The 25,315-nt window shown below is 32.2% G+C and carries 21 protein-coding genes and 2 pseudogenes; 3 read left to right on the plus strand and 20 right to left on the minus strand.

The features are described 5' to 3' along the window. Positions 1-49: 49 nt before the first annotated feature. From ACZZZT_RS15530 to ACZZZT_RS15575, 10 genes and pseudogenes are all read right to left on the minus strand, one after another. Positions 50-361, minus strand: coding sequence for an NIPSNAP family protein (locus ACZZZT_RS15530; RefSeq protein ID WP_073394182.1), 312 nt, complete (start codon positions 359-361; stop codon positions 50-52). A gap of 83 nt (positions 362-444) precedes the next feature. Continuing rightward, on the minus strand, positions 445-1,170 hold the full coding sequence (gene hisA / locus ACZZZT_RS15535) for a 1-(5-phosphoribosyl)-5-[(5-phosphoribosylamino)methylideneamino]imidazole-4-carboxamide isomerase (RefSeq protein WP_463461060.1): 726 nt from the start codon (positions 1,168-1,170) through the stop codon (positions 445-447). Between the two features lie 68 nt (positions 1,171-1,238). After that, positions 1,239-1,712 carry a hypothetical protein gene (locus tag ACZZZT_RS15540; protein ID WP_042567015.1) on the minus strand — a complete coding sequence of 158 codons (474 nt, stop codon included), beginning with the start codon at positions 1,710-1,712 and terminating at the stop codon, positions 1,239-1,241. A gap of 3 nt (positions 1,713-1,715) precedes the next feature. Further along, complete coding sequence (hisH, locus tag ACZZZT_RS15545; protein ID WP_042567016.1) at positions 1,716-2,297, minus strand: imidazole glycerol phosphate synthase subunit HisH; 582 nt, start codon at positions 2,295-2,297, stop codon at positions 1,716-1,718. 82 nt (positions 2,298-2,379) lie between these two features. After that, positions 2,380-3,516: a bifunctional histidinol-phosphatase/imidazoleglycerol-phosphate dehydratase HisB gene (gene hisB / locus ACZZZT_RS15550; RefSeq protein ID WP_463461061.1), complete on the minus strand. Its 1,137-nt coding sequence runs from the start codon at positions 3,514-3,516 to the stop codon at positions 2,380-2,382. A 298-nt stretch (positions 3,517-3,814) separates the two neighbouring features. Then, positions 3,815-4,861, minus strand: coding sequence for a histidinol-phosphate transaminase (gene hisC / locus ACZZZT_RS15555; protein ID WP_463461062.1), 1,047 nt, complete (start codon positions 4,859-4,861; stop codon positions 3,815-3,817). A gap of 118 nt (positions 4,862-4,979) precedes the next feature. After that, positions 4,980-6,263 carry a histidinol dehydrogenase gene (hisD, locus tag ACZZZT_RS15560; protein WP_463461063.1) on the minus strand — a complete coding sequence of 428 codons (1,284 nt, stop codon included), beginning with the start codon at positions 6,261-6,263 and terminating at the stop codon, positions 4,980-4,982. Between the two features lie 142 nt (positions 6,264-6,405). Continuing rightward, entirely contained in the window at positions 6,406-7,263 is an 858-nt protein-coding gene (hisG, locus tag ACZZZT_RS15565) for an ATP phosphoribosyltransferase (protein ID WP_042567020.1), read from the minus strand. A 329-nt stretch (positions 7,264-7,592) separates the two neighbouring features. Then, positions 7,593-8,972 (minus strand): sensor histidine kinase, encoded by a 1,380-nt coding sequence (locus ACZZZT_RS15570; protein ID WP_463461064.1) that lies wholly within the window; start codon positions 8,970-8,972, stop codon positions 7,593-7,595. Then, positions 8,973-9,637, minus strand: a pseudogene (locus ACZZZT_RS15575) (response regulator transcription factor). Between the two features lie 192 nt (positions 9,638-9,829). On the opposite strand from ACZZZT_RS15575, the pseudogene ACZZZT_RS15580 reads away from it, so the two are divergent. Then, positions 9,830-11,922: pseudogene (locus tag ACZZZT_RS15580) on the plus strand (LTA synthase family protein). A gap of 193 nt (positions 11,923-12,115) precedes the next feature. On the opposite strand, the gene ACZZZT_RS15585 reads toward ACZZZT_RS15580, so the two are convergent. After that, the gene (locus tag ACZZZT_RS15585; protein ID WP_463461065.1) at positions 12,116-13,114 is read right to left on the minus strand and encodes a zinc dependent phospholipase C family protein; all 999 of its coding nucleotides are present in this window, start codon (positions 13,112-13,114) and stop codon (positions 12,116-12,118) included. A gap of 172 nt (positions 13,115-13,286) precedes the next feature. On the opposite strand from ACZZZT_RS15585, the gene ACZZZT_RS15590 reads away from it, so the two are divergent. Beyond that, the gene (locus tag ACZZZT_RS15590; RefSeq protein ID WP_463461066.1) at positions 13,287-13,496 is read left to right on the plus strand and encodes a hypothetical protein; all 210 of its coding nucleotides are present in this window, start codon (positions 13,287-13,289) and stop codon (positions 13,494-13,496) included. A gap of 149 nt (positions 13,497-13,645) precedes the next feature. Further along, entirely contained in the window at positions 13,646-14,227 is a 582-nt protein-coding gene (locus ACZZZT_RS15595) for a hypothetical protein (protein WP_463461067.1), read from the plus strand. A gap of 132 nt (positions 14,228-14,359) precedes the next feature. Here the strand turns inward: ACZZZT_RS15595 and ACZZZT_RS15600 are convergent, their stop codons facing one another. The 9 genes from ACZZZT_RS15600 to ACZZZT_RS15640 all read right to left on the minus strand — a co-directional run bounded on the left by ACZZZT_RS15600 (position 14,360) and on the right by ACZZZT_RS15640 (position 25,310). Next, positions 14,360-15,337, minus strand: coding sequence for a YeiH family protein (locus tag ACZZZT_RS15600; protein ID WP_463461068.1), 978 nt, complete (start codon positions 15,335-15,337; stop codon positions 14,360-14,362). Positions 15,338-15,412: 75 nt separating this feature from the next. Next, the gene (locus tag ACZZZT_RS15605) at positions 15,413-16,309 is read right to left on the minus strand and encodes a LysR family transcriptional regulator (RefSeq protein ID WP_463461069.1); all 897 of its coding nucleotides are present in this window, start codon (positions 16,307-16,309) and stop codon (positions 15,413-15,415) included. A 5-nt stretch (positions 16,310-16,314) separates the two neighbouring features. Continuing rightward, positions 16,315-17,100 (minus strand): hypothetical protein, encoded by a 786-nt coding sequence (locus ACZZZT_RS15610; RefSeq protein WP_463461070.1) that lies wholly within the window; start codon positions 17,098-17,100, stop codon positions 16,315-16,317. Between the two features lie 120 nt (positions 17,101-17,220). Then, positions 17,221-17,625: a hypothetical protein gene (locus ACZZZT_RS15615; protein ID WP_042567029.1), complete on the minus strand. Its 405-nt coding sequence runs from the start codon at positions 17,623-17,625 to the stop codon at positions 17,221-17,223. A gap of 62 nt (positions 17,626-17,687) precedes the next feature. Continuing rightward, entirely contained in the window at positions 17,688-19,715 is a 2,028-nt protein-coding gene (locus tag ACZZZT_RS15620) for a hypothetical protein (RefSeq protein WP_463461071.1), read from the minus strand. Between the two features lie 155 nt (positions 19,716-19,870). After that, positions 19,871-20,617: a 3-oxoacyl-[acyl-carrier-protein] reductase gene (fabG, locus tag ACZZZT_RS15625; protein ID WP_042567031.1), complete on the minus strand. Its 747-nt coding sequence runs from the start codon at positions 20,615-20,617 to the stop codon at positions 19,871-19,873. A 981-nt stretch (positions 20,618-21,598) separates the two neighbouring features. Continuing rightward, the gene (locus tag ACZZZT_RS15630) at positions 21,599-22,945 is read right to left on the minus strand and encodes a DUF4302 domain-containing protein (protein WP_463461072.1); all 1,347 of its coding nucleotides are present in this window, start codon (positions 22,943-22,945) and stop codon (positions 21,599-21,601) included. Positions 22,946-22,955: 10 nt separating this feature from the next. Continuing rightward, positions 22,956-23,816: a substrate import-associated zinc metallohydrolase lipoprotein gene (locus tag ACZZZT_RS15635; protein ID WP_084540221.1), complete on the minus strand. Its 861-nt coding sequence runs from the start codon at positions 23,814-23,816 to the stop codon at positions 22,956-22,958. Positions 23,817-23,834: 18 nt separating this feature from the next. Further along, positions 23,835-25,310 carry a RagB/SusD family nutrient uptake outer membrane protein gene (locus tag ACZZZT_RS15640; protein ID WP_463461073.1) on the minus strand — a complete coding sequence of 492 codons (1,476 nt, stop codon included), beginning with the start codon at positions 25,308-25,310 and terminating at the stop codon, positions 23,835-23,837. Positions 25,311-25,315: the final 5 nt, after the last annotated feature.

Raw genomic sequence — 25,315 nt, forward strand, 5'->3', positions numbered from 1 at the left:
GAATGTCTGTGTCTTACTTTGTGCGTCTTTGCGCAATACTCTAATTTTATTATTCAAACACAGGACTCAAAAACGTTCTTTCGTAACTGATAATACATCTTGTATCTTCTGCAAGTTTAAAAGCTTCCACACATTCTTTATCATCTTTCGAAAACATTTGCTTTCTGTAATTTTCATAAGCTGTTAAACTCGGAAAAGAAAATAAGGCATAAGCAATATTATTTGCACCTTCCGATGGCATAAAATAACCATGATGTTGTCCGCCTAAACGATTTACAATCTTAATCCATCTTTTGCCGTAATCCTCAAAAACGGATAATTGATAAGGATCTATAACGTATTTTAAGTGACATGTTATCATAAATCTGTTGTTTAATGTGTTAATGTGCCAATTAGAAAATTTGATAATTCTAAGCGTAATCCAAAAAATTATCTAATTAATTCTCATTTTCTAATTATATAGTTCTCCAATTGTTTAAGCGTGATTCTACCTTCATAAATCGCTTTCCCAATGATTGTTCCTTCACAGCCAAATTCAGCTAATTTAGGTAATTCGTCAAAAGTTGAAATTCCACCCGAAGCGATTAGTTTTACACCTTTGGCTTCTGCTAAAATTTTCTCGTACAAATCAAAACTTGGTCCTTCCAGCATTCCGTCTTTTGCAATATCGGTACAAATAACGTACTGAATTCCTTTAGTCTGATAATCCTGAATAAACGGAATCAAATCTTCATTTGAATGTTCTAACCAACCCGAAACTGCAATTTTTTCGTCTTTTGCATCAGCGCCCAAAATAATTTTATCCGATCCGTATTCTGAAATCCATTTTTCGAAAATGGCTCTGTTTTTTACGGCAATACTTCCGCCGGTTATTTGGTTTGCACCGCTTTCAAAAGCAATTCTCAAATCGTCATCAGATTTTAAGCCTCCGCCAAAATCAATTTTCAAACTGGTTTGATTCGCAATTTGTTCTAATATTTTATAATTAACGATTTTGCTCGATTTTGCTCCATCAAGATCTACTAAATGTAAATATTCAATTCCGTGCGCTTCAAATGATTTCGCTACTTCAAGCGGATTTTCGTTGTAAATTATTTTGGTATCGTAATCCCCTTTTGATAAGCGAACACATTTTCCGTCGATGATATCTATGGCTGGTATTATTCTCATTTTTGATATTTTAGATTTTAGAGTTCAGATTTTAGATTTTCTGAAAACTATTGTTTTTTTATTCTTTTTTAATTCAAATCTATTTCTAAATCATTATTGAAGTAACTTTTCCAAAATTCAATAACATTTTTAATTTCTTCATTGAAATTCAATATCATTCCATCTTCCAATTCTATTTCTAATCTTGAAACATCAAAATCATCACTTGAAAAGTCAGCTTTACAAAAATCACCTTCATGCATATTAGTTGTTCGTATTGATGCTTTAGGTCTATCAAGGTTATTATGTTTTGAAGCATTTGCGATATCATGCATGATTTTCAAAGAGTTGCATCTTGGATATAATGAATTTCTTAAATCTCCAATATTATAATAGCCATGAATATTTCTAAATTCGACAAGGATCCAATCAAAAATATGCCAAGCATTAGTACATAAATTATTTGCTTTATATTCGATCAAATCGTCTTTCAGAAAATCTTCATATTCGAGTATTAATTCTTTTAGTTTTTTTGTTGAATTATCAATAAATGATTTAGCCATAACTTACAACTTAAGAAAATTATCAAGTATTTTCTCCCCAACAGCTCCGCTTTTTTCCGGGTGAAACTGAGTTCCGTAGAAATTATCTTTTTGTAAAGCCGAAGCATATTCCAGTTCATAATCCGTAGTAGCAATGGCTTCATCGCAATTTGGGGCGTAAAAACTGTGTACCAAATACATGAATTCATTCTCCGAAATTCCTTTAAATAAATCTGATTTTAAATCATAAATCTGATTCCATCCCATTTGCGGCACTTTTACTTTTGATGTGAATTTAATCACATCAACATCAAAAATCCCCAAACCTTTGGTATTCCCTTCTTCAGACGAATTACACATCAATTGCATACCAAGGCAAATACCCAAAACCGGTTGTGTCAATTTCGGAATCAAATTATCTAAACCGCTTTCTCTAAGTTTAGCCATCGCTGAACTCGCCTCGCCTACACCGGGAAAAATTACTTTATCAGCGGCCAGAATTTCTTCAGGATTATTACTCAAAACAGCTTTAAAACCCAGTCTTTCAATAGCAAACATAATGCTCTGAATATTTCCTGCTCCGTAATTTATAATTACTATTTTCATTATCTTTTGTTTCAGGTTTCAAGTTTCAGGTTTCAGGTTGCTGTGCAGAACTTGAAACTTGAAACTTGAAACAATTTTTAACCTAAAGCATTCCCTTTGTCGAAGGCAAAATCATTTTTTCTGTATCTCTTTTCACCGCTACTTTTATCGCTTTCGCAAAAGCTTTAAAAATCGCTTCAATTTTGTGGTGTTCGTTTGTTCCTTCGGCTTTGATGTTGATGTTGGCCTTTGCACCGTCAGAGAAGGACTTAAAGAAGTGATAGAACATCTCTGTTGGCATTTTACCTACCATTTCGCGTTTAAATTCCGTTTCCCAGACCAGCCAGTTTCTTCCACCAAAATCAATAGCAACCTGCGCTAAACAATCATCCATCGGAAGGCAAAATCCGTATCGCTCAATTCCTAATTTGTTTCCTAATGCTTTTGCAAAAACTTCGCCTAAAGCAATTGCGGTATCTTCAATCGTGTGGTGTTCATCAACCTCCAAATCACCTTTTACCAAAATTTCCAAATCCATTTGACCGTGACGCGAAATCTGATCCAACATATGATCAAAGAAAGCAATTCCAGTTTCGATTTTACTTTTTCCTGTTCCATCCAGGTTCAAATCGATAAAAATATCCGTTTCATTGGTTTTACGTGTAATCGATGCCGAACGAGCTTCGAGTTTTAAAAACTCATAAATCCTCTTCCAATCTGTTGTCTGCAAGATAATTGTATCGTTCAGTTCCTCTCTTTTCGATGAAATTTCATTACTTCCAATTCCGTCTGTCATATTCATGAAAATCGCTTTAGCGCCAAGGTTTTTCGCCAATTCAACATCCGTTAAACGATCTCCCAAAACAAAAGAATTCGCCAAATCGTATTGCGGATTATCAAGATATTTTGTCAACATTCCTGATCTTGGCTTGCGTGTTGGTGCGTTATCTTCCGGAAAAGATCGGTCTACAAAAATCTCATCAAACAAAACTCCTTCATTTTCAAAGGCTTTTAAAATAAAATTCTGCGTTGGCCAAAACGTGTCTTCCGGAAAACTATCCGTTCCCAAACCGTCCTGATTGGTTACCATTGCCAATTCGTAATCTAATTCACTGGCAATTTTAGCCAAATATTGAAAAGCTTTTGGATAAAATTCTAGTTTTTCCAAACTATCTAACTGGTAATTTTCAGGTTCTAAAACAATCGTTCCATCACGATCGATAAAAAGTACTTTTTTCATATGTTATTATTTTGGGCGTGTCCCTCCGGGTCGGGCTTTCGGCTATATCTTTTGTTCCGTTCCACTTCACAAAAGGATACCGCCTCTATCCCTCACGCAAAACGGTTTTCGAGATATTTATCAATTCAATTTTTTTACCACTAATTACGTAAAATTTTATTTCACGCACATTTTAAAAGATTTGAGCAGATACACACAGATTATTTATAATTAAAGATCAAAATAAATCTACTTTAATCTGCCAAATCTGCGTGAAAAAAATCATTTTAATCTGTGAAATCTGTGGCTAATATTTTTTCTAGCTTAATAACTTTAATTCTTTAATCAAAATAGCATTTTCCTCAGGAATTCCAATCGTAAAACGCAGGCAGTTTTCGCATAAAGGCTGTGTAGTTCTGTTACGAATTACAATTCCTTTTGCTATTAATTCATCGTATCTTTTGTTAGCATTGTCTACTTTTACCAAAACAAAATTAGCTTCTGTTGGGTAAACTTTTTCAACAAAACTTACTTCAAGTAAAACTTTAAGCAACTCTTCTCTTTGCTCAATAATAGAAGCTATTTCTTCTTTTATTTTATCTGAATCTTTTAAACGCTCAATTGCTCTTTGCTGCGTTAATTCGTTTACATTATAAGGAGGTTTTATTTTGTTTAAAACAGAAATTACAGCTTCTGATGCATAACAAATTCCCAGACGAATTCCAGCCAAACCATATGCTTTTGAAAGCGTTTGTGTAATCACCAAATTTGGATATTCATCAATTTCTGTTAACCAGCTTTCCTTGCCCGAAAAGTCAATATAAGCTTCATCAATTACAACCAAACCTTTAAAATTTTGAAGCAATTTTACCACGCTTTCATCAGAAAAAGAATTTCCTGTTGGGTTATTTGGCGAACATAAAAAAATGATTTTTGTATTTTCATCTACAGCTTCTAAAATTTTCTCTACTTGTGGCTGAAAATCTGTCGAAAGCAAAATTTCCCTATTTTCTACCGCATTAATGTTTGCCAAAACACCGTACATTCCGTAAGTTGGCGGTAGTGAGATAATATTATCTGTTTTTGGCTCACAAAAAGCTCTGAAAAGTAAATCTAAAACTTCATCACTTCCGTTTCCTAATAAAATCTGACTTGATTTTACCATTTTATTCTTTGCCAAAATCGCCTTAACAGAACTCTGCTGCGGATCAGGATAACGGTTTACACCATTTTGAAACGGATTCTCATTTGCATCCAAAAAAATCATTTGTGCCGTATCAAAATCTTCAAACTCATCTCGCGCAGAAGAATACGGTTTTAATGTTTTTACGTTTTCACGTGTTATTGTATTTATATCGAATTTCATTTTTTTTATTTTTCAGAAGAGGAAAGAATCAAGAGGCAAGAATATAGACTAAAATCTAATCCTTACTCTTTCATCTAGCTTCTTGCCTCTTGATTCTTTATTCTATACTCTATTTTCTTTACTCTAAACTCTTCAATCTCAAAGTAACAGCATTTTTATGTGCCTGCAAACCTTCGGCTTCTGCCATAACTTCGATCGCTTTCCCGATATTTTGAATTCCTTTTTCTGTTATTTTCTGAAAAGTCATTGATTTCATAAAACTATCCAGATTAACGCCGCTGTAATTCTTTGCATATCCGTTTGTTGGCAAAGTATGATTGGTTCCGGAAGCATAATCTCCTGCACTTTCAGGCGTATAATTCCCAATAAAAACCGAACCGGCATTTACGATTCCGTTGCAATAGAAATCATCAAATTCTGAACAAATAATAAAGTGTTCCGGTCCATATTCGTTGATTAAATCCAAAGCGATCTGATCGTTTTGCACATAAATCAATTTTGAATTTTCAATTGCTTTTTTGGCAATTTCTTTTCTCGGAAGCTCTTCAATTTGAATTTGAATTTCGTTTTCGACAGCATCAATTAATCGTTTCGAAGTCGAAACCAAAATAACCTGACTGTCTGTTCCGTGTTCTGCCTGAGATAATAAATCTGAAGCCACAAATGCAGGAACGGCAGTATCATCGGCCACAACTAACAATTCTGAGGGCCCTGCCGGCATATCAATCGCAACACCAAACTGAGTTGCCAATTGTTTTGCCACAGTTACAAACTGATTTCCCGGTCCAAAAATCTTGTATACTTTTGGGATTGATTTCGTTCCAAAGGTCATTCCGGCAATCGCCTGGATACCGCCTACTTTTAATATTTTGGTAACGCCGCACAAATTGGCTGCGTATAAAATTGCCGGATTTATTTTTCCGTTTTTATCCGGTGGCGAACATAATACAATTTCTTTAGAACCTGCAATTTCTGCAGGAACAGCAAGCATTAAAACGGTCGAAAACAAAGGCGCCGTTCCACCCGGAATATACAATCCTATTTTCTGAATTGGACGTTTCTCCTGCCAGCAATTTACTCCCTCAATTGTTTCTATAGAAATTCTGTCCGTTTTTTGAGCCGCGTGAAATTTATAAATATTGTCTTTTGCTAACTGAATCGCTTCTTTTAATTCGTTTGAAATCAAATTAATAGCTTCTTCAATTTCTACAGGAGTAACTGCGTAGTTTTCCAAAGTAATTCCATCAAAAATTGAAGTGTATTTTGCAACAGCTTCATCTCCTTTTTTCTGTACTTCTTTAAAAATTTCTTTTACCGTAACTTCGATATCATCGATTGTTTTGGTTGGTCTTTTTAATATTTCTGACCAGGTTTCTGGTTTTGGATTGTCTATTTTATTCATGCTGTATAATTTTACCGCAAAGGCGCAAGGTTTTTACTATTCTTTGTCTTTAAAAACGCTAAGTTCGCAAAGCTCTTGTCTATATTTCTGTTATGCTGAGCGAAGTCGAAGCTTTTTTCAATTGGAATTTGGAATTTAAATTCTACAGTACCATTTTCTCAATTGGGCAAACTAAAATTCCTTCGGCTCCGGCTTCTTTTAGTTTGTCGATTACGTCCCAAAAAGTGTCTTTATCAATTACAGAGTGTACACTGCTCCAGCCTTCCTGAGCCAATGGCAAAACGGTTAAGCTTCGTAAAACCGGTAAAATCTTTCCAATTTCATCGATTTTATCGTTTGGTACGTTCATTAAAATGTATTTTGAATTTCGGGCTCTTAAAACAGATTGTATTCTGAATTTTAAAGTATCGATGTGTTTTTGAATCTCAGGAGAAACTTTTGGTGAAACGGCTAAAACTGCTTCGCTTTTCAAAATTACTTCGACTTCTCTCAAATTGTTTTTGAATAAAGTGCTGCCGCTTGAAACAATATCAACAATAGCATCTGCAAGACCAATGTTTGGTGCGATTTCTACAGAACCTGAAATTTGGTGAATATCAACACTTAAACCAAAAGAATTAAAGTATTCGTTTACCGTATTTGGGTATGAAGTTGCAATACGTAAACCTGCTAAATCCTGAATCGAATTGTACTCAAAAGTTTTAGGAACAGCTACAGAAACTTTGCATTTTGAGAATCCAAGCTTCTGAATTACTTCAATATGTTTTCCTTTTTCTACTAATAAATTATCACCAACAATGGCAAGATCTACTACTCCATCAATTAAATACTGAGGAATGTCTGAGTTTCTCAAGTATAAAACTTCTAAAGGAAAATTGGAAGCTTCTGCTTTTAACTGATCGTTTCCGTTGTTGATCGAAATTCCGCAATCTTTTAAGATCTGAATGCTGTCTTCGTTTAAACGACCTGATTTTTGAATTGCAATTTTTAAAGTACTCATTTTTTTAGTTTTTGTTGAATTAATAGTTTGAGTACAAAGGATAAGAATTAAAAAACCCGTTTGATGTACTCAAACGGGTTTTAAAATATGATGATTTACATGCATACCATTAACACATCGCCTGAGAGCAATAATGAAAATGATGATGATGTAATTGAATTGAAATCATGATTTGTGTTTTGTTTTATTCTTTGATTCGGTTGCAAATATAAAAGATAATTTCATAAAAAAGCAATTTTTAATTTAACTTAACGATAGTTTATTGTTAAAAAAGTTCACAGCTACTAGTTTTATTACATTTTTTCAATTTACTATAACGTTTTCAAAATTTAGCTGAATATCAAAATTACCGTGGTTCCTTCTCCAATTTTACTATCAATTTTAAACTCCACCTGAAGCAATTCTGTAATTCTTTTTACGATAGACAGCCCCAATCCTGTTCCTTTAATTTCCGGATGTTCCGTCGAACCAGATCTAAAGAAAGGACTAAAAACCGATTCTAAATCTGTTTTTTCAATCCCGATTCCGTTATCAGAAATTTTACAGACTGTTTTGTTATTCTGTACCGAAAGTAAAATCGAAACTTCGCCATTATCATTCGTATATTTTAAAGCATTCGATAATAAGTTTCTTAAAATAGTAATTACTAAAAAATTATCTGATTTTACATAAAAATCCTGTTGGGCATCAAATTTAATGTTGAGATTTTTAACCTTTATTTTCTCTGCATTTAAGGTTAAAACATCCAAAATAAGAGCATTCAGATATACCGATTCTGTTTGTATATTCTGCTTTTGATTTTCGTAACGAGCCATCAATAAAAGCTGATCTACGAGTGTGTTTAAATGATCTACTTCTTTAATACAATAGTTTATTTTCTCTTCGTATTCTTTATTATCACGAGGTTTACGAATTAATACTTCAAGTGTTCCTTTAATAACGGTTAAAGGCGTTCTTAATTCATGTGAAGCATCAGATGTGAATTGTTTTTCACGTTCAATTGTGTCTTCAATCCGCTCTAATAAATTGTTTATTGTTCCTGAAAGTGTATATAATTCATCCCGCGTTTTAGGCAGCGGAATCCGTATTTTTAAATTATCTTTTGTAATAATTCTCGAAGTATTAATTATCGAATTTATGGGTTTTATACTTCTGCCAGCGAAGAATCTCGCTATAAAAAACAGCAATAATAAAATTGCCAGAAACGACAAGCACATAATGTCAAACAAGTTATTAAGCACCGATTTTGAATCGGCCAATGACATAGCTACAATTATATATCCTATTTTTTTGTTTTTTACATGTAGCGGAACCTGAATTTGCCTGATCGCGTGATCTCCCATTTTGGTATCAAAAAGTTCGTAATCTTCTACAGAATCCTTAAATTCAAGCGCTTGCGACTTTAAATTGGGTGCTTTTTCAATAATCTTTTTATTTAAATCCAGGAATTCAACAAAAACAGGATTTACATCAACAGTATTGTGTTCACGTTCATCCCACTCTTCTTTATCAATTAGGATTACTTTGTTTCCTTCGACTTTAATTTCTGCTAGATGGTTTTTAATTTCAGCTTTTAGATTTTCATCAATATCGCTGTAAACAGTATGTTTTACAATAGAATAAATGACTGAGAAAACTACTAAAATCAGTAAACCAGTTGTAATAATATAATTTAAGGCTATTCTATTTTTAAAAGAAAGTTGTTTCATTTATAGATCGTTGGCGATATAACCAATACCGCGAATTGTTTTTATATAATCTTCTTCAATTTTTAAATTGAGTTTTTTGCGAATAGCATTCATAAAAACATCAATTACACCGGTATCATATTCAAAATTAATATCCCAAACATCCTTTAAAATCTGATTTCTGCTACAAACTTTTCCTTTATTTCTAATTAAATAAGTCAGTAACTCAAATTCTCTTTGGGTTAGCGAAATTTCTTCTTCATTTTTAAGAACAATATGTTTAGATAAATCGATTTTTATTGTACCTAAGGTCAGAATTTCAGCTTCTTTAGGATTTCTAAAATGAATTTTAATTCGTTCCACCAGTTCTTCAAAACTAAAAGGTTTTTTAATATAATCGTTGGCACCAGCTTTTAAACCTTCTATTGTTTCCTGAACAGTATCTTTTGCGGTCAAAAAATAATGGGTGTTTTTTGATCTTTAAATCTAATGGCTTTGCATAAATCGAGACCATTAATTTTTGGCAGCATCCAATCAAGAAGAATTAAATCAAACTTTTGATTCTGAACTAATTCAAACCCTTTTGAGCCATCATTTGCCGTAGTAATCTGATAACCTTCTTCTTGCAGGCCTTGTTGCAGGAACTGAACAATTCCTAACTCATCTTCAACTATTAAAATATGCATCCAATTTTTAATTAAGATTATAATGTATTCCCTTTTTTATTAATCAAAGATAATTCAGAAATACCTAAAATTCACCGTAATACACCAAATTCAAAGATCTTAAGCAAATATTAAGCTAACACTAAGTAAGGTAAAAGCCAGCTTAATCCTGAATTAATCTGCCAAAATTAATTTTGCATAAATTATAGTATCATGACGTTATATAAGAAGCTTTCTCCCTTTTGCAACCTTGCTTTGTTTTATTTCATTATAAGTTTTGTGTTGCGAATTGTTTTGTTTTTTCATCCGATAACACAAAGCTCATTTACATTTTTTGAAAGCCTGAAAATCTTTACTTTAGGATTAATATCTGATGTTTTTGTTTTTGTTGTTGCCAGTATATTTTTATGGATGTATTTGATTTTTATCTCCAATTTAAAATACAACAAACCTTCTGGATATATTATTCTTGGAATTTTTATTGCATTGTTTCTATATGTGGCTTCGGGCAAAAGTATTTTTGATGAATATGGAGGTGCCTTGCCTAAAATTGTTTTAATTTTTATCGGAATTAAAACAATACTTTTTGCCCTTTTGCTTTTTTTACCAAAACTAAGAGTAAAAATAAGGTTTTGGCTGTTTGCTTTTGTGATCTTTTTATATGTTTTACTGATTCTTCAAAATGGTTTAAGCGAATACTTTTTTTGGAACGAATTTGGAGTAAAATACAATTTCATTGCTGTAAATTATCTTATCTATACCAATGAAGTTATTGGAAATATTATGCAGTCTTATCCTGTCATTCCTCTATTTTCGGCTTTATTTCTGATTACTGGAATTGTTACCTATTTCATTCTCAAAAATTCTAAAAATTTCATCAATGAGATTCCAACATTAAACGAAAAAATAAAACTTACAGTCCTTTATTTTGGTTTATTTTCAATTTCCCTAATTGCTATTCCTACTTTTGCCAAAACTGAAAATTCAAAAAATATTTTCGTTAATGAATTACAGGCAAATGGGTTATATAAATTTTATCTCGCATTTGAAAATAACAAATTAGATTATTTTAAGTTTTACAAAACACTTCCCGAAAAAGAAGCTTTTTCTGTTTTAAAACAGCAATTTCCTAATATTACTGAAGAAAACACAAAGCAAACAATAAGTAGTGATTCTACTGAAAATCATAAAAATGTAGTATTAATTACGATAGAAAGTTTGAGTGCAGATTTCATGAAAGCATATGGAAATGAACAAAATATAACGCCATTTTTGGATAGTTTATCTCAAAAAAGTTTACAGTTTACAAATTTGTATGCTGCCGGAAACAGAACTGTACGAGGACTTGAAGCTGTTACTTTATGCTTACCGCCTACCGCCGGTGAAAGTGTTGTAAAAGGGAAGACAATAAAAATAAATTTTCTACAGGCTTTGTTTTTAAACAAAAAGGATACGATGTAAAATTCATGTATGGCGGAGATGCTTTTTTTGATAATATGCAGGATTTCTATTCTGGAAATGGTTACACAATTGTAGATCAATCGAGTTTTTCACCAGAAGAAATCACATTTTCAAACGTTTGGGGCGTTTGTGATGAAGACATGTACCATAAAGCTGTAAAAGTAATGAATGCCGAGGCGAAGGAAAATAAGCCTTTCTTCAATCATATTATGACGGTGAGTAATCACAGACCTTTTACTTACCCGAATAATAAAATTGATATTCCGGGTGATATAAAATCGCGTGATGGCGGTGTAAAATATACAGATTTTGCTTTGAAAAAATTCTTTGAAATAGCCAGTAAACAACCGTGGTTTAAGAATACCGTTTTTGTAATTGTTGCAGATCATTGTGCTTCAAGTGCCGGAAAAACTCAACTTCCGTTAGACAAATACAGAATTCCGGCTTTTATATACAATTCTGATATAAAACCGGAAAAATGCAATAAACTAATGTCGCAGATTGATTTAATGCCCACGCTTTTCGGACTTTTACATTTTGATTATGAAAGTAAATTTTTCGGTCAGGACGTTTTAAAACCTGATTATAAACCACGTGCATTTATTGCAACTTATCAGGATTTAGGTTTGATAAAAGATAATGTTTTGACCATTTTATCTCCGAAAAAAGTAGTAAAGCAATTCAACTTAAAATTAAAGCCAAAAGCTGGTGTTCAGGATGATTATCAAATTTATTATGATGAAATTCCGTTGAAAACAGAAAGAACTGATTTAGTAAATAATGCGGTTTCTTTTTATCAATCGGCATCCTACCTGTTGAAGAATAAAAAATATCAAAAATTTTAAATTCCAATTTTTTAAAATTCCAAATTCCAATTTAACCGTATAATTTTGTAATTTCTGATAAACGGAAAGAGAGTTAAAAAAAGAGCCTCAAATTCTAATGAATTTGAGGCTCTTTTTATTAGATAGAATTTTCAGCATTTATTATTCGCATTTCAACCTGAAACTTGAAACCTGAAACTAAAAAAACTTTTTCTTAGTCGTTCTGATTTTTCATACCAAAAAGATCTCCTTGTTGATATAGTTTTAAATCGTCTTTTAATGCCTGGTTGTTTCTTTGTGTAACCGCTGGTGAATCTAAATCGCTTAAATCAGGTTTTCCGGCATTGACCCAGGCCGTATACCAATAACTCGCAGTTGCTGTGATGGCTTTTCTCATTTGGCTTTCAACCATTCCATTTAAATCTTTATGCAGTTTCTTAGCATATTCATCAGAAAAAACAGCCGTATTGTATTTGGTTTTCAATACTTTTCCATCTGCATCCATTTTAAAAACTTCATTTTCAGGAGTTGCAGTTCTTAGTTTTTTATCAATATCCAATAAAGGCTGGGCTAAACTATGTGTATCATTAATCATATCCCAGGTTGCTTTATGAACATCTTCATAATATTGCGCCTGAGGAACATTTAATTTATAATTTTTTGCGAACAATTCCGGCAATCTGCTTTCCCAAAGTGAATGAATCCCTTTTTGATCGCTCAATTGTCCGTCGTGATTTGCAGACGTATGTAATGGCATATGTGCATCACCTACATAATGACCTAAATCTGCAGCAAGAAATAAAATTTCTGCTCTGTTTTTATCTTTAAAAGCTTTGGTTAACTTAACCATTAAATCTTCGATATACCAAGGCAATATTCCGTTGTCGTTCAGGAATTTGGCATCGTATTTTTTCTTTGCCTCTTCCATAGTTTGTGGCCAGGTATCAGCCGAACCAAAATTTTCCATATCAAAATAATGTCTCGGATTCTCCTCTTTATAATTCAGGGCGTATTTACGAATGTCCGGAACCGAAGCTTCCTGTGTAATAAAATCAATATGATTATAAAAGAATACTTGCAGTGGATGAGGCAAAGCCATAACTGCAGCTTTGTTAATACGTTCATGGCCAACGATTCCCCATGATAATGTCAAAAATCCAATCCCTAATGCAAAAAAAGCGATTAGTTTTGATTTCATTTTAAAGTTTTTCATTTGTAAATTTGTTTGAGGGGGCAAATTTATCTCATTTAAATATAATTCAAAAGAATACTTGCAAATATTGTGTAAATTTAATTTTTATAATTTTTTAAACCCTATAAATGATATAAGTTCATATTAAAAGTTTCTTTGTAACTTCGTTTTCTTTTTATTCTAAATTAAATATATGCGCCTTATTCGCCTGAGTTTTCTTTTTTTGATATTTACCTCTATTTGTTCGGCACAAGATGATATTGTGCAATTGAAAAGTGTTAGCGATACCATTTTAAATCCCAAAAGAACTTTGTCTATTGCTGATCCGTTGGATCCTGCAAAAGCAATGCAAAAATTATTTCCCGGAAAACTATACAATCTTTCTGATCATAATACTTTTTAAGCTGGAAATGCAAAAGCTGCAAACCTACCTCTTATGTTGATGTTAATGGTGAAGAAGCCGATCCATTATTTCCTTATAACCAAGGTGTTGCAACCAGACTTCTTTCTAATATTGATTATACGGATTCTAAAGGAAATCAATTTAAATTATTGTTTTTTAATCATTCTGTTTATGATGAAGATGGTTTACAAACCAGCAGATTTACCGGCGGTCTTTTAGGCGTTGCTAAATTTGCCAAAAATGATAAACTGTGGGAAATGAGATCTTTTCAACCTGCTGTTGCTGCATTCGGGGCTTTTGCACAATCTCCTAAACCTAAACTTTTAGAAATTGGAGAAGATCAGTATGCTTTTACGTTGTTGCATGTAAATGGCGGCGGCGGTGGTCCGTTTGATGGAACATTGTATCTCGTTGTTGGTTTGGATGGTAAATACCAACCCATCATGGAAGCTTTTCAATATCAGCTTACAAATGTTGAAGACGTAAGCTGGTCCAGTTCGTATAAGGTTATAAATGATAACAATAAAAAATATTTCCGAGATATTCTTATCACTACAACTGGTACCTACCATAAACCGGGAGCTGATGCAGAATTTGAAGTTAGTTTACCGGATGAAGTGGCACAAATGGCTAAAACAAAAAAGCAATTTACATTTACCATCGAAAAGCGATATACATTTAGCGGCAAACGTTATAAAGTTGTTGGTAAGCCGGTTGTGAAAATAAAATAATCTTTTTTTACCATATAAGTTAAATAAGTTCATATTAAAGCTTTATTTGTTTTTTGAATTCTTTTTTTAATAAAAGCAGCAAATAATAATATATTAAATGAACTTATATAACTTATATGGTGAAATAAAAAATTAATTCAGATATAGAATTGCGGTTAAACTTAAACCTGCAATAAAAATCCATAAAAATATCCCCTGAAATAAAGGCTTCACTCCTACTGATTTTAATGTGTTTATATTTAATGTTGCACCAATTAGAAACAAAGTTATTGTTAAACCAATTTTAGCAATACCCACAATTTGAGGCGCTATGATTGCTGTTGCAGGTACATAAGTATTAAAAAGCATTGCCAGAATAAACAAACCAATAAAATAAGGAATCTTGATTTTTGTTCCGCTATTTTCAGATTTTTTGTTAAAAAGTAAAGCTGTCAAAAGCGAAATTGGAATTATCCATAAGGCTCTGGCTAACTTTACAGTTGTTGCAATTTGTAAAGCTTCAGTGCCATATTTATTTGCCGCACCAACTACAGAACTTGTGTCATGAATGGCAATAGCGCACCATAAACCAAATTCTTTTTGTGACAAATCCAGCTGATGTCCAATAAATGGGAAGGCAAATAACGCAATAGAATTCAGAATAAAAATAACGCCAAGGGCAATCGAAGTTTGGTTTTCGTTTGATTTAATTACGGGAGAAATTGCGGCAATGGCACTTCCGCCACAAATTGCAGTTCCGCATGAAATTAGATGTGATGTTTTTCTGTCTGTTTTTAACCATTTCCCTAGGAGCGTTCCAAAAACTAAGGTGCTGAAAATAGAAAGTATAGTCAATAAAAAACCTTCTTTTCCGGCTGAAATGGCCGATGCTGCATTCATTCCGAAACCTAAACCAACCACAGAAAATTGCAATAAATAAGTAATGGCTTTATGATTGAAGGCAATAAATGGATTTCCGAAAACATTTACGATCAAAACGCCTAGCAATAAAGCAATTGCCGGAGAAATAATCGAAAACAAACACAAAATAATCACCAATGCAAAAACGGCTTGTTGGATATAAAGGTTAACTTCAAATAAATGTGCTGTTGTATGTTGTTTCGTTTTCAAAATAAGGTACTTGATATTTTACCTTACAAAGGTCTGCCCTTTATATTGAAAACGCCAATCGTAAAATACAATCGGCTATAACTTCAGGTTATAGTAAGAAGAAATATTTTGAATGAATAATTCAGACAAGGCGTCTGATTTTCCGAGTAATGTGATGATATAAAAATATCTTTCAACAGATAATTTTTCAACATCCAAAACAATCAACTCTTTATTCTTCAACTCTTTATCTACTGCATGAATGGACATAAAAGCAAAACAATCTGAATTTAAAAGATAAGACTTTATACTTTCTGTACTTCCTAATTGCATTTCGATTTGTAAGTCAGATAATTTTACCCCAACTTGTTTTAAAGCAAATTCTATAACTTCAAGTGTTCCTGAGCCACGTTCTCTGGTTATGAATTTCATTGATTTTAAATCATCTACAGTAATTTCATTTTGTTTTACTAAAGGATTTTTGTTACTGCAAACCAAAACCAATTCGTCTTTTAAAAACGGAATATACTTTATAGACTGATTTTTTGATTGTCCTTCTACAATGCCAATTTCGATTTCTTTGTTGATTAAAGAATTTTCGATTTGTTCTGTATTTCCGTTCAGTAAATTGACTTTTATATCTTGCTGTTTTTGGTGAAATCGTGCTAAAACGGGAGAAATAATATATTGTGAAATGGTTGTACTGGCTCCTAACCTTAACAATCCCTGACGTTCGCTACTAAACGAACTCATGTCAAAGTCGATTTTACGATAAACTTCGAAAATATTTTTGGTATGTTTTAGCAGAATTTCTCCGGCTGGAGTCAACGCAATTTTAGAACCGTTTCGTTCAAAAAGTTTAGTTTTGTAGGTTTCTTCGAGTTCCTGAATGTGTTTCGAAACTGCCGGCTGTGTAATGTACAATTCTGTTGCCGCTTTAGTAAAATTAAGGCGGAGTGCAACGGTGTAAAATACTTTTAGGCGGAAATCCATGTTATTTAATATTTTCCCATTGCTTCAACTCCAGTTTCTGAAAATTTCAAAATTTCAGTTGTAATTGGATATCCTGATTTCTCATATTCTTCAACTACGACAGAACCAAGACGTTCAGAAAAATACCCAAAATCTTGTTCTCCAAAGATATAACAAAAATCTCTCACAGGAATAACAGCATAAAATGGGAAACCAATATTATTTTTAACTAAATCCTTAATTTTTGATGAAAAGAGACAAGCACTTTTAAGCCAAACTTCTTCAATATGAATCATGCCTAGTTTATGATTATCAACATCTTCAATCTCTATCTGAACTTTATCTAAAAAAGTATCTAAATTTAAATCAACTTGATTTTTTAGTTCTTCTAAGTCTAAGTTCCAGTCTATCAAATCATCATCAGAAATAAATGAAAAATTATTATTAGTATTTAGCATAAAAACTTTACTAAATTCATTTGTTACCTTTTCATATATCAGGTTTTCAAACTCAAAGTCATTAGGGAAAAATTGTACGTAAATTTTATCTTTTATATTCTCCCAATCTTCTTTTTTTGATGAATGTGAAACAATTGTATTAACTAAATCGGTAATATAACTATCATCATTATCTCTTTCGTAATTGCGCCTAATATTATCTAAACTTACTTTTAATTCAGATTCTTCTACATTTATAAGAATAAATCCATCTTTATCAATAGAATCAATAGTTAAGCCTTTGCTTTCAAGTTGTATTTTAAACTTATTAAAAACAACATCTTCTTTACTATTACTTTTGAATGAATCTAGCATATATTAAAAATTTTAGATTTTACTTAATTTAAATGTTTATCGAAGCTACAACAATCCATTATGATTTTAAAAAGCAGTTACAAACAAAAAAATAACTTGATCTTTTTAAATATTACTTTTCTAATTTTCAAAAATTTGCATTTTTTCGATCGTTTTCCAAGATTTTCCAAATATTAAATCATTATCTACCAATTCATAAGGATAATAAAATGTAAAAGCTTCCATTTCTTTTTTATGCTCAACAAAAACAGCAATAGCATCAGTTTGTTGTTCTTTTACTTTAACATCATAAAAAATTGCTATAGCCAGAAATTCATCTTTTCTCCAACGTAATTCTTTTTTTAGTTCTGCTATTACTGAATTTGATTTTGGATTGTCATTTTCTTCATCTTCTTCAAGAATAACATGTTCAACTTTTTGTTCAATATTTACAACGGCTGATACTGGATAAAATTCTCCATATTCTTTTAGTAAAGTCTCCACAAATGGCAACATTTCATCTAAAATACTTTGAACATCATTCATTTTAATTATGTTTGGAGTTAAGTAAAACTTTGTTTCCTTGTAACTTTGAAACTTTGTAACTATTAAAGCAACCCATTATATTTCCTAATAAACCATTCTGTTGTCAATAAAGCAGCAATCAAAATCAACAACCAAACCCAATCAATAAGCGGTGTTTTTGTTGAGATATTTTTTTCGATTGATTTGTATTCTTTGTTTTCTATTAAAGTTTTAATCAAATCATCAACTTCATTTTGGAAAAAGGCCTTTCCGTTGGTTTGTAGCGCTAATTGTTTCAGTTTTACAACATCAGGATTTACAAATTGTTTTTCGATATCAAAATCTAAAATCTCAAAATGACTTGAATAAACGGTATTTGAGTTTAATTCTTTTACCGTAAAATTATACTTCCCGGCTTGCAAACCATCCAGATTTGCTGAAAAAGAATTATTTCCTTTTAATAAATCGTAGTTCTTAACTTGTTTAGTTTCGGCATTGGTAACGGTGATTGTTAATCTTGCTTTTTCGTCGAACTCGTAGTTTTTATTGAAATATTGCGCGTTGATCACAATGGCTTCTCCTGAATTGTAAAAACTTTCATGTGTTACAACTAATGACTTTCTTGAAGTTGATGTTGCCAAAAACTGAATTATCTTATCTACAAAAACATCATATTTATCAAAGGATTGATTATCAATATGACTTTGCATACGCCATTTCCAGCTATTTTCTCCTAAAAGAAAAGCGGTTCGTTTTCCCTGATTTTCGGCGAAAGCTAATAAAGGAGCATTTGTAGATACGTTTCTAATTTTAGACGAAAGTAAAACTGAAACATTTCCGTTTGTTGTAATCGTCCCGAATGGATTTTGCAACGGCGGAAAATTTTCGAATCCGATATTATCTATTGCAAATAAATTAAATTGCGATTGAAATTCGTTTAAATAATCTTCTCTTTGATTGCTCATTTTAAAAACCAAATTGTTTTGTTGTTGGTTTAAAAAATTAAAATCGGTATTGTTTCCGGTGATGATAAAGGTATTTGTTCCGGCTAATTTATTGTTGTCGAAAATCGCCTTAAAAGCTGTTGTTGGCTGGTACAAAACTAAAACAGAAACATCTTGTAACTGATTAATATCATTTAGTTTAACCAAAATCACTTTACGCTGTGCATTAACTTCTATCGAACGTTTTAAAGCTGCAATATCAGGATGATTTATAGCCGAAACTATTGCAATTGTCGACTTTTGATCGATAATTTCGACTGCAAAATTCTTGACGTTATTGTAACTGTTTTTCTCTTTTGTATTGGCAGAAACGGTTGCTTTAAAAATTTGTAAGCCTACTTTATCTGCTGGTAAAAGTAAATTTAAAGTGGCTGTTTTTTTAGATGGTGAAAAAGAAACTTTTTCTTTTGCTACAACCGAATTTCCTTGCGAAATGGTAAAATCTGCATTTATTGTTTTATCTCCGGCATATTGCAGAAAAACTTCAACCGGAAATTTATTTTTGTGAAAAGCGTATTTGTTTACGTTTAACTGATTGATTTTTAAATCTAAAAATGTAGTTGTATCTCCTACAACCAAAGGATAAACTTTATTGACAGGATCAAAGCGATATACATAATCGTTTCCTGTAGTTTGATTTCCGTCAGTAATTATAACTGTTGGAAAAATCAGGTTTTTGTTGATGCTTTTTAAGTTTTTGGCAACTTCATCTAAGTTGGTTTGTTTTCCTTTAAAATCAAATTTATCTGAAGGTTTAAAATCTGCGTCGAATTGATAGGACTGAATTTCAAATTTTTCCTTAAGTGCAGGATTTGAAACCAAGGCTTTATATAATTCGGCAGTTTTTTCGTCTGATTTTAAGGCAACTATCGAACTTGAATTATCAACTGCAATTGCCAAAGGTGTTTTGGTAATTTCAAGGGAATTCTTGGTCATTATTGGATTTATCAATAAAAGTAATAATCCGAAAATGGATAAAAAACGTAAAAAAGCCAAAAACCAAATCACATTGGATTTGTTTTTGGCTTTGAAAAAATATTGAAAATACGACAAGCCTCCAGCGATTACTAAAGATAGTAATATTAACAGAATCGTATTTGTAGTCATATTTATTTAGTATTCAGTATCAGTTTACAGTAATCAGATTTTAAAGTCAGTTTTGTGACTACGTTGTGTCCAGTTTTTATTCTAGAGCCAGATAAAACTGATTACTAAAACCTTTGAACCTTTGTAACTTAGTCCCGAAGCTTCGGGACAGTACGTTATGTTAGCATTCCTCCACAAACATTAAGTACTTGTCCTGTAACATAAGCACTTAAATCTGAAGCTAAGAAAAGACATGCATTTGCTACATCTTCTGTAGTTCCGCCACGTTTTAACGGAATTCCGTCTCTCCATCCTTTTACTACATCTTCCGGTAATTTTGCAGTCATTTCGGTTTCGATAAATCCCGGAGCAATTGCATTGCAACGAATGTTACGTGAACCCAACTCTAATGCTACAGATTTTGTAAAACCAATTGCACCGGCTTTTGAGGCTGCATAATTTGTTTGTCCCGCGTTTCCTGATACTCCAACTACTGAACTAATATTGATAATAGAACCTGCGCGTTGTTTTAAGAATGTTTTTTGAATTGCCTTTGTCATATTAAATACTGACTTTAGATTTACAGCTATAACCTGATCAAAATCAGCTTCTGACATACGCATCAATAAATTATCTTTTGTGATTCCGGCGTTGTTAATTAAAATATCAACTGTTCCAAAATCTGCCAAAACAGCGTCAACAAAAGTTTGCGCTTCATTAAAATCAGCTGCATTTGATTGGTAACCTTTTGCTTTAACTCCTAAACCGTTCAATTCTGCTTCTAAAGCCTGAGCTGACTCTACAGATGAACTGTATGTAAAAGCTACGTTTGCACCATGTTTAGCGAAAACTTCTGCAATTCCTTTTCCAATTCCACGACTAGCGCCTGTAATGATGGCAACTTTTCCTTCTAGTAATTTCATATTCAAAATTAATATTAATATTTATTTTAGTTATTTCTGCAATTAATCACAGAAAAATCTTAATCATTCGGGGGCTTTGAATGACATGTCAAATATATGATAATTCCCTTTTTAAAAAAATAACAATTGCAAATCATTTAAATGATAATGTAATTTTTTTATTGTCGAAAATAGATTAAACAAAAATAACCAGTAGAAAATCTACTGGTTATTCTGTTTAAAATTATTATACTCGTTATACTTCTCCAGTTGGTAAATCCGGTGGAAGCATAACACATGGGCCATTATAAGGAAGTGCTGTATAGGGGATAGTACAAACTGTCTGGTCTCCTCCCTTTGTGTTTTTTTGTTCGCTTACACTAAGTTTCTCAATTCCTTTAAAATCTAAAATTGTTTTTAACATAATAATTTAGGTTGTTTGTTTTTTTTGGTTTTCCCAATCCTTTTATGTCCGTTGAGTTTCAGACACTGAAACAAGTATAAATGCCTCATTTTCAAAATTTAAATATAACAATTAAATTCGATATAAATGATTTTATGTAAGATTTCATCTTTAATAATAATAAAAAAATGCAGTTCTATAGGAGCTTCATTTCTTCAAAATAAATTAAACCCAAAACTGTTATTTCATATATTACTTTGTTATAAAAAAGAAAACGATTAGCGCTACCAACATCATAAAAAACATTTTATAAACAGATGCCCTAAACTCTTGTGTATTATTTAGTTTGTCTTCCTTTCTTTGTTTTATCATCTTTAAAACCATAAATGTAATCATGACGATCATAGAGAGATATAAATAATATGTTGTATAATCCGGATAGAACCGTGATATTACAAGGAGTATTGGGCCCCATAAAAATAATGTGATATTTGTTTGTGTGATATACTTTTCCATATTCATAAGTGTGAAGTTTAAGTTAAAAAAGCAGCCCAAAATTTGAGCTGCTTTTTCTTCAAAATAAATAAAAACTAAAACTGTTAGTTAAGCTGCCAAGTAGTCATTCTAAATGTACTTGATAAACTTTTAAATGTGTAAACTGTATTTGAATATCCTAATTTAAAGCTTTCTTTTTTAACGTATATTCCGTTAGGGTCCATAAGGTAACTATCAAAACTTGCAAGAAATGCAGGTGTGGCTGCTGTTGTATTTCCATTCCAGGACTTATGTTTTAAAATGATTTTTTTACCAGCTACATCTTCTTGTACATCAACAAAATGCTGAAGTGCTGTTCGTCCAGCGAAAGTGTAGTAAATAAAAGTTCCAAGTGAGTGGTTCATATACAACTGCACACCAGTAATATATTGACCGGCAGGTAAATTAGCATCAATTTTTGCTATTTCTTCATTAAACAATGCTGAATTAGTGGGTGCATCTACAGTATAATCATCTGTATAGTAACCAAATCTCGAATATGCTCTTCCTGAAAGAAGTATTTTATAATCATCAGTAAGTAAAAACGGAACATCAGAGTATTTTATCGATGCACTCACACCACCCGTTCCTGTAGCTGTAAAACTTCCATCGGTTTCATTAAAAATAAAATTGCTTAGTTTCTGATTTCCAACAACTACGGGAGGACTAACTACCAAACCATTTGGCGCATAACCGATACCCATATCATATGAACCTGCGGCGTCGGTGATTGTAGTGTGGCGTGTTACTGTAGAAAACGGATTAAAATCGTAAGTTGTTTTAATTGTTCCGTTATTTACTTCCAAACCTCTGTAAAGCCCTAATGTTGGGTCTCCAATGATATTTGGAATCATATCAAAATTTAATACTAAGTCATCCCAATCTCCTTTTGTTGCTTTTACAAAACGCAATTCCTGGTTGTTTCTATTTGTTCTAAAAATAATTTCACCATTTTCTTGTCCGTAATACAAAAACTGAAAATCACCACGATATCCCTCTGATGTTAAAGCATCAATTGGGTAATCGTTTGAGTCAGATAATAAGTGTATTTTGTTTTTTGTTGTAAATACCAGACTTACAGTACTTCCTAGCTGTATCTGATATTCACTAACTTCACTTAGATACGTTTTTGCAACATCATCAAAATCAGAAGCCATTTCGACAGTTCCGTTAGCAGCAAATTTAAATAAATGCGTATAGCCACCTAAAACGGTGTTATCTGTAAAATAAACTGCTTTCCAGCCTTCCGGAGAAGAAAGTAATGCTTCATTCAACTCTGCTTTTTGGGCATTTAATCGTTCAGTTGGTGTTTGATCAAATTTTGGTTCTGCATCAGTATTATTGTCGCAGGCGCTCAATTGCAGTGCCAAAAATGCTGCAAATAAGAACATATATATATTTTTAATTTTCATAATACTTGGTTTAATTAGTTATTACAGTACTTGTATTGATTTCAGCGGCATCTCGTAATGCATAAAAATCCATATCAAATGCTTCTTTAAAATATTTCACTACCAATGCTTCTTTTGCTTTTAATGCTGCATAAGCTGCAGGGTCTTCAATACCATCCAGAAAAGCAGCATATTCATCTTTTGAATAGATCAATATCATTGAAGCTGTTTCAGCAAAATCTTCGTTAATATTTGATCTTGCATAACTTGTAATGAATCCAATTTCGTTTGATTCGGGAATTTCATAATTGTACCAATCTGCTACATATCCTCCCGGAGTTATGGCCGACCATGATTTTTCGTCAAAAGGTTTGTGCTGATTCAAAATGTGGATATACTCATGTTGTATTGTATGAATAAATTCTGAAACATTCTCACGATCTGATTGGTCTATATAATCTGTTTCAAACAAAGTAACACGCTGTCCTCCTTCTGCAATACCAAGTGTTCTGGTTCCTACACTATTCAAGTTTACACCTCCTACCAAAACAATTTCTCTTGGAGCAATTTTTTTAACAAAATCTGCACCACCAACTGTGGCATAACTTTTAAGCCATATTGTTTCAACAATTTCAAGCGCTGGCTGAACTTTTTCTACTGTTGGAGGAAATAAAAATCGACTATTGTCTACTGTATTTTGATTCCATTTATATTGTACATTAATATTGTATGGATTTAAATAAGTGGTTGCAATCCAGTTATCCAATGCTGTTTTTTCGGGCTGTGTATAATCTAATTGACTATCACCCGGCTGCTCATCTTGTGCGCATGAAATTGCAACTATTGAAACAAGAAGTAATAATGCTATATTTTTATATTTTATTAGTTTCATAAGAATTTGCTTTTAAGATTATCTAGGATTTAACTCTACACCTGTATTTGTTGCATGAAGCGGAATTTGCAATGCTCTTCGCTTATCATCTTTTACTAATGTGTTTAATGGTTTGTTGGCAGTTTCGTGATTAACTACGATATTAAAACGTTTTACATCAAACCATCTCATTCCTTCATGTACAAAATCTCTTCTTCTTGTTTCTGCAATTGCTTTTACATACGATGTTTGTACGGGAGATATTGCATAGAATGGAGTATATTCATCGGCAATAACTGGATATTTTGCTACAACTTTTGCTTCTGTAACTTTATCGGTTGCTGCATAGCCTACAGTTCTTGTTGACCAAAAGTATTCAAGCTCATCATTGGCAACATTTATTTCGCCTTTCATTACGTGAGCTTCAATTCTGTTAAGGAAAAATTCGTCATTGCTTAATAAAACTTCAGCAACATACGGATCTCCAATTCCTGCCGTAACATTTGAGTATTTAAAATACTCGTAAAATTTAGGCTGAAATACAGTTATACTACTATTTGATGAATAAAAGTTATAATACCACGCTTTTGCAAAAATATTAGTCGCTGGTCCAAATATTTGTTGATAACGTGGACCTGAAAGATAAAAACGGTTTGAGTAATACGATCTGCTTACAATAGAATTTGCAGAAACTATCAATAGATTTGTTTCGGCATCACTACTTGCATAAGCTAATCTTTGGTCATTTACACCTATACCTTCATATACTAAATGATTTCTTAGTTTGCCAGTAGGTCTGTTTCCTAAATCATCAGATAAAGAAATTACTTTGTCCCAATCTCCTTTTACTAAGTAAAAACGGCTTGCAAAAGCTTTTGCAGCATTTTTAGTAAAATGAAATTTTGGTTCTTTGTAATCATTGGCAACATATTTTAAACCTTCTTCAATATCGTTTTCAATAAATTTAAAAACTTCAGCTACAGTATTTCTTGTATATTTTGTTATTAATTCTGTTTCAGGTTTTGTAACATATGGAATACCTAAATCTGTCGAAGCTGTTGCAGGGTTATAGCGTTGCGACCATAATGAAACCAGCATAAAATGAGCATAAGCCCTAGCTATAAGTGCTTCTCCTTTTTGAGGGTTTAAGTCAGCTGTATTTCCCAATTGATCTATTGCTTCCAAAGCCTTGTTTGCATGTGCAATTGCTTTATAGCAAGCATCCCAGTAATAGGCCTGAGTATCAATATCAGTTGTTTCTGTCTGAATTTCCCAATTATAATTTTGTTCGTTTTTTATTAATGTTTCCGCCATACCACTATCAAAAACATTATCTGACATTGTTTCGGCAATATCAAAATAACTCATTTGAGGATACGCTCCCACTAATATTTCTGATATTTTATCCGGGGTATCTATTTCAGTTCTGTTATCTGGCTTCTCTGACAAGAAATCATCACAACTAGTAATACTCATAAGTATTAATAGCGATAAAGTTATTTTTAATTTTTTCATGTTTT

This window comes from Flavobacterium sp. AC274 (genome assembly GCF_979258275.1).

Coding starts and splice junctions, on each gene's coding strand:
- ACZZZT_RS15605 (WP_463461069.1), bottom strand. CDS start 16,309: ATGGATTTCCGCCTAAAAGTATTTTACACCGTTGCACTCCGCCTTAAT.
- fabG (WP_042567031.1), bottom strand. CDS start 20,617: ATGAAATTACTAGAAGGAAAAGTTGCCATCATTACAGGCGCTAGTCGT.
- ACZZZT_RS15635 (WP_084540221.1), bottom strand. CDS start 23,816: ATGAAACTAATAAAATATAAAAATATAGCATTATTACTTCTTGTTTCA.
- ACZZZT_RS15630 (WP_463461072.1), bottom strand. CDS start 22,945: ATGAAAATTAAAAATATATATATGTTCTTATTTGCAGCATTTTTGGCA.
- hisG (WP_042567020.1), bottom strand. CDS start 7,263: ATGAGTACTTTAAAAATTGCAATTCAAAAATCAGGTCGTTTAAACGAA.
- ACZZZT_RS15570 (WP_463461064.1), bottom strand. CDS start 8,972: ATGAAACAACTTTCTTTTAAAAATAGAATAGCCTTAAATTATATTATT.
- ACZZZT_RS15615 (WP_042567029.1), bottom strand. CDS start 17,625: ATGAATGATGTTCAAAGTATTTTAGATGAAATGTTGCCATTTGTGGAG.
- hisC (WP_463461062.1), bottom strand. CDS start 4,861: ATGAAATTCGATATAAATACAATAACACGTGAAAACGTAAAAACATTA.
- ACZZZT_RS15590 (WP_463461066.1), top strand. CDS start 13,287: ATGCGCCTTATTCGCCTGAGTTTTCTTTTTTTGATATTTACCTCTATT.
- ACZZZT_RS15640 (WP_463461073.1), bottom strand. CDS start 25,310: ATGAAAAAATTAAAAATAACTTTATCGCTATTAATACTTATGAGTATT.
- hisB (WP_463461061.1), bottom strand. CDS start 3,516: ATGAAAAAAGTACTTTTTATCGATCGTGATGGAACGATTGTTTTAGAA.
- ACZZZT_RS15585 (WP_463461065.1), bottom strand. CDS start 13,114: ATGAAAAACTTTAAAATGAAATCAAAACTAATCGCTTTTTTTGCATTA.
- ACZZZT_RS15540 (WP_042567015.1), bottom strand. CDS start 1,712: ATGGCTAAATCATTTATTGATAATTCAACAAAAAAACTAAAAGAATTA.
- hisA (WP_463461060.1), bottom strand. CDS start 1,170: ATGAGAATAATACCAGCCATAGATATCATCGACGGAAAATGTGTTCGC.
- hisD (WP_463461063.1), bottom strand. CDS start 6,263: ATGAATAAAATAGACAATCCAAAACCAGAAACCTGGTCAGAAATATTA.
- ACZZZT_RS15620 (WP_463461071.1), bottom strand. CDS start 19,715: ATGACTACAAATACGATTCTGTTAATATTACTATCTTTAGTAATCGCT.
- hisH (WP_042567016.1), bottom strand. CDS start 2,297: ATGAAAATAGTAATTATAAATTACGGAGCAGGAAATATTCAGAGCATT.
- ACZZZT_RS15530 (WP_073394182.1), bottom strand. CDS start 361: ATGATAACATGTCACTTAAAATACGTTATAGATCCTTATCAATTATCC.
- ACZZZT_RS15610 (WP_463461070.1), bottom strand. CDS start 17,100: ATGCTAGATTCATTCAAAAGTAATAGTAAAGAAGATGTTGTTTTTAAT.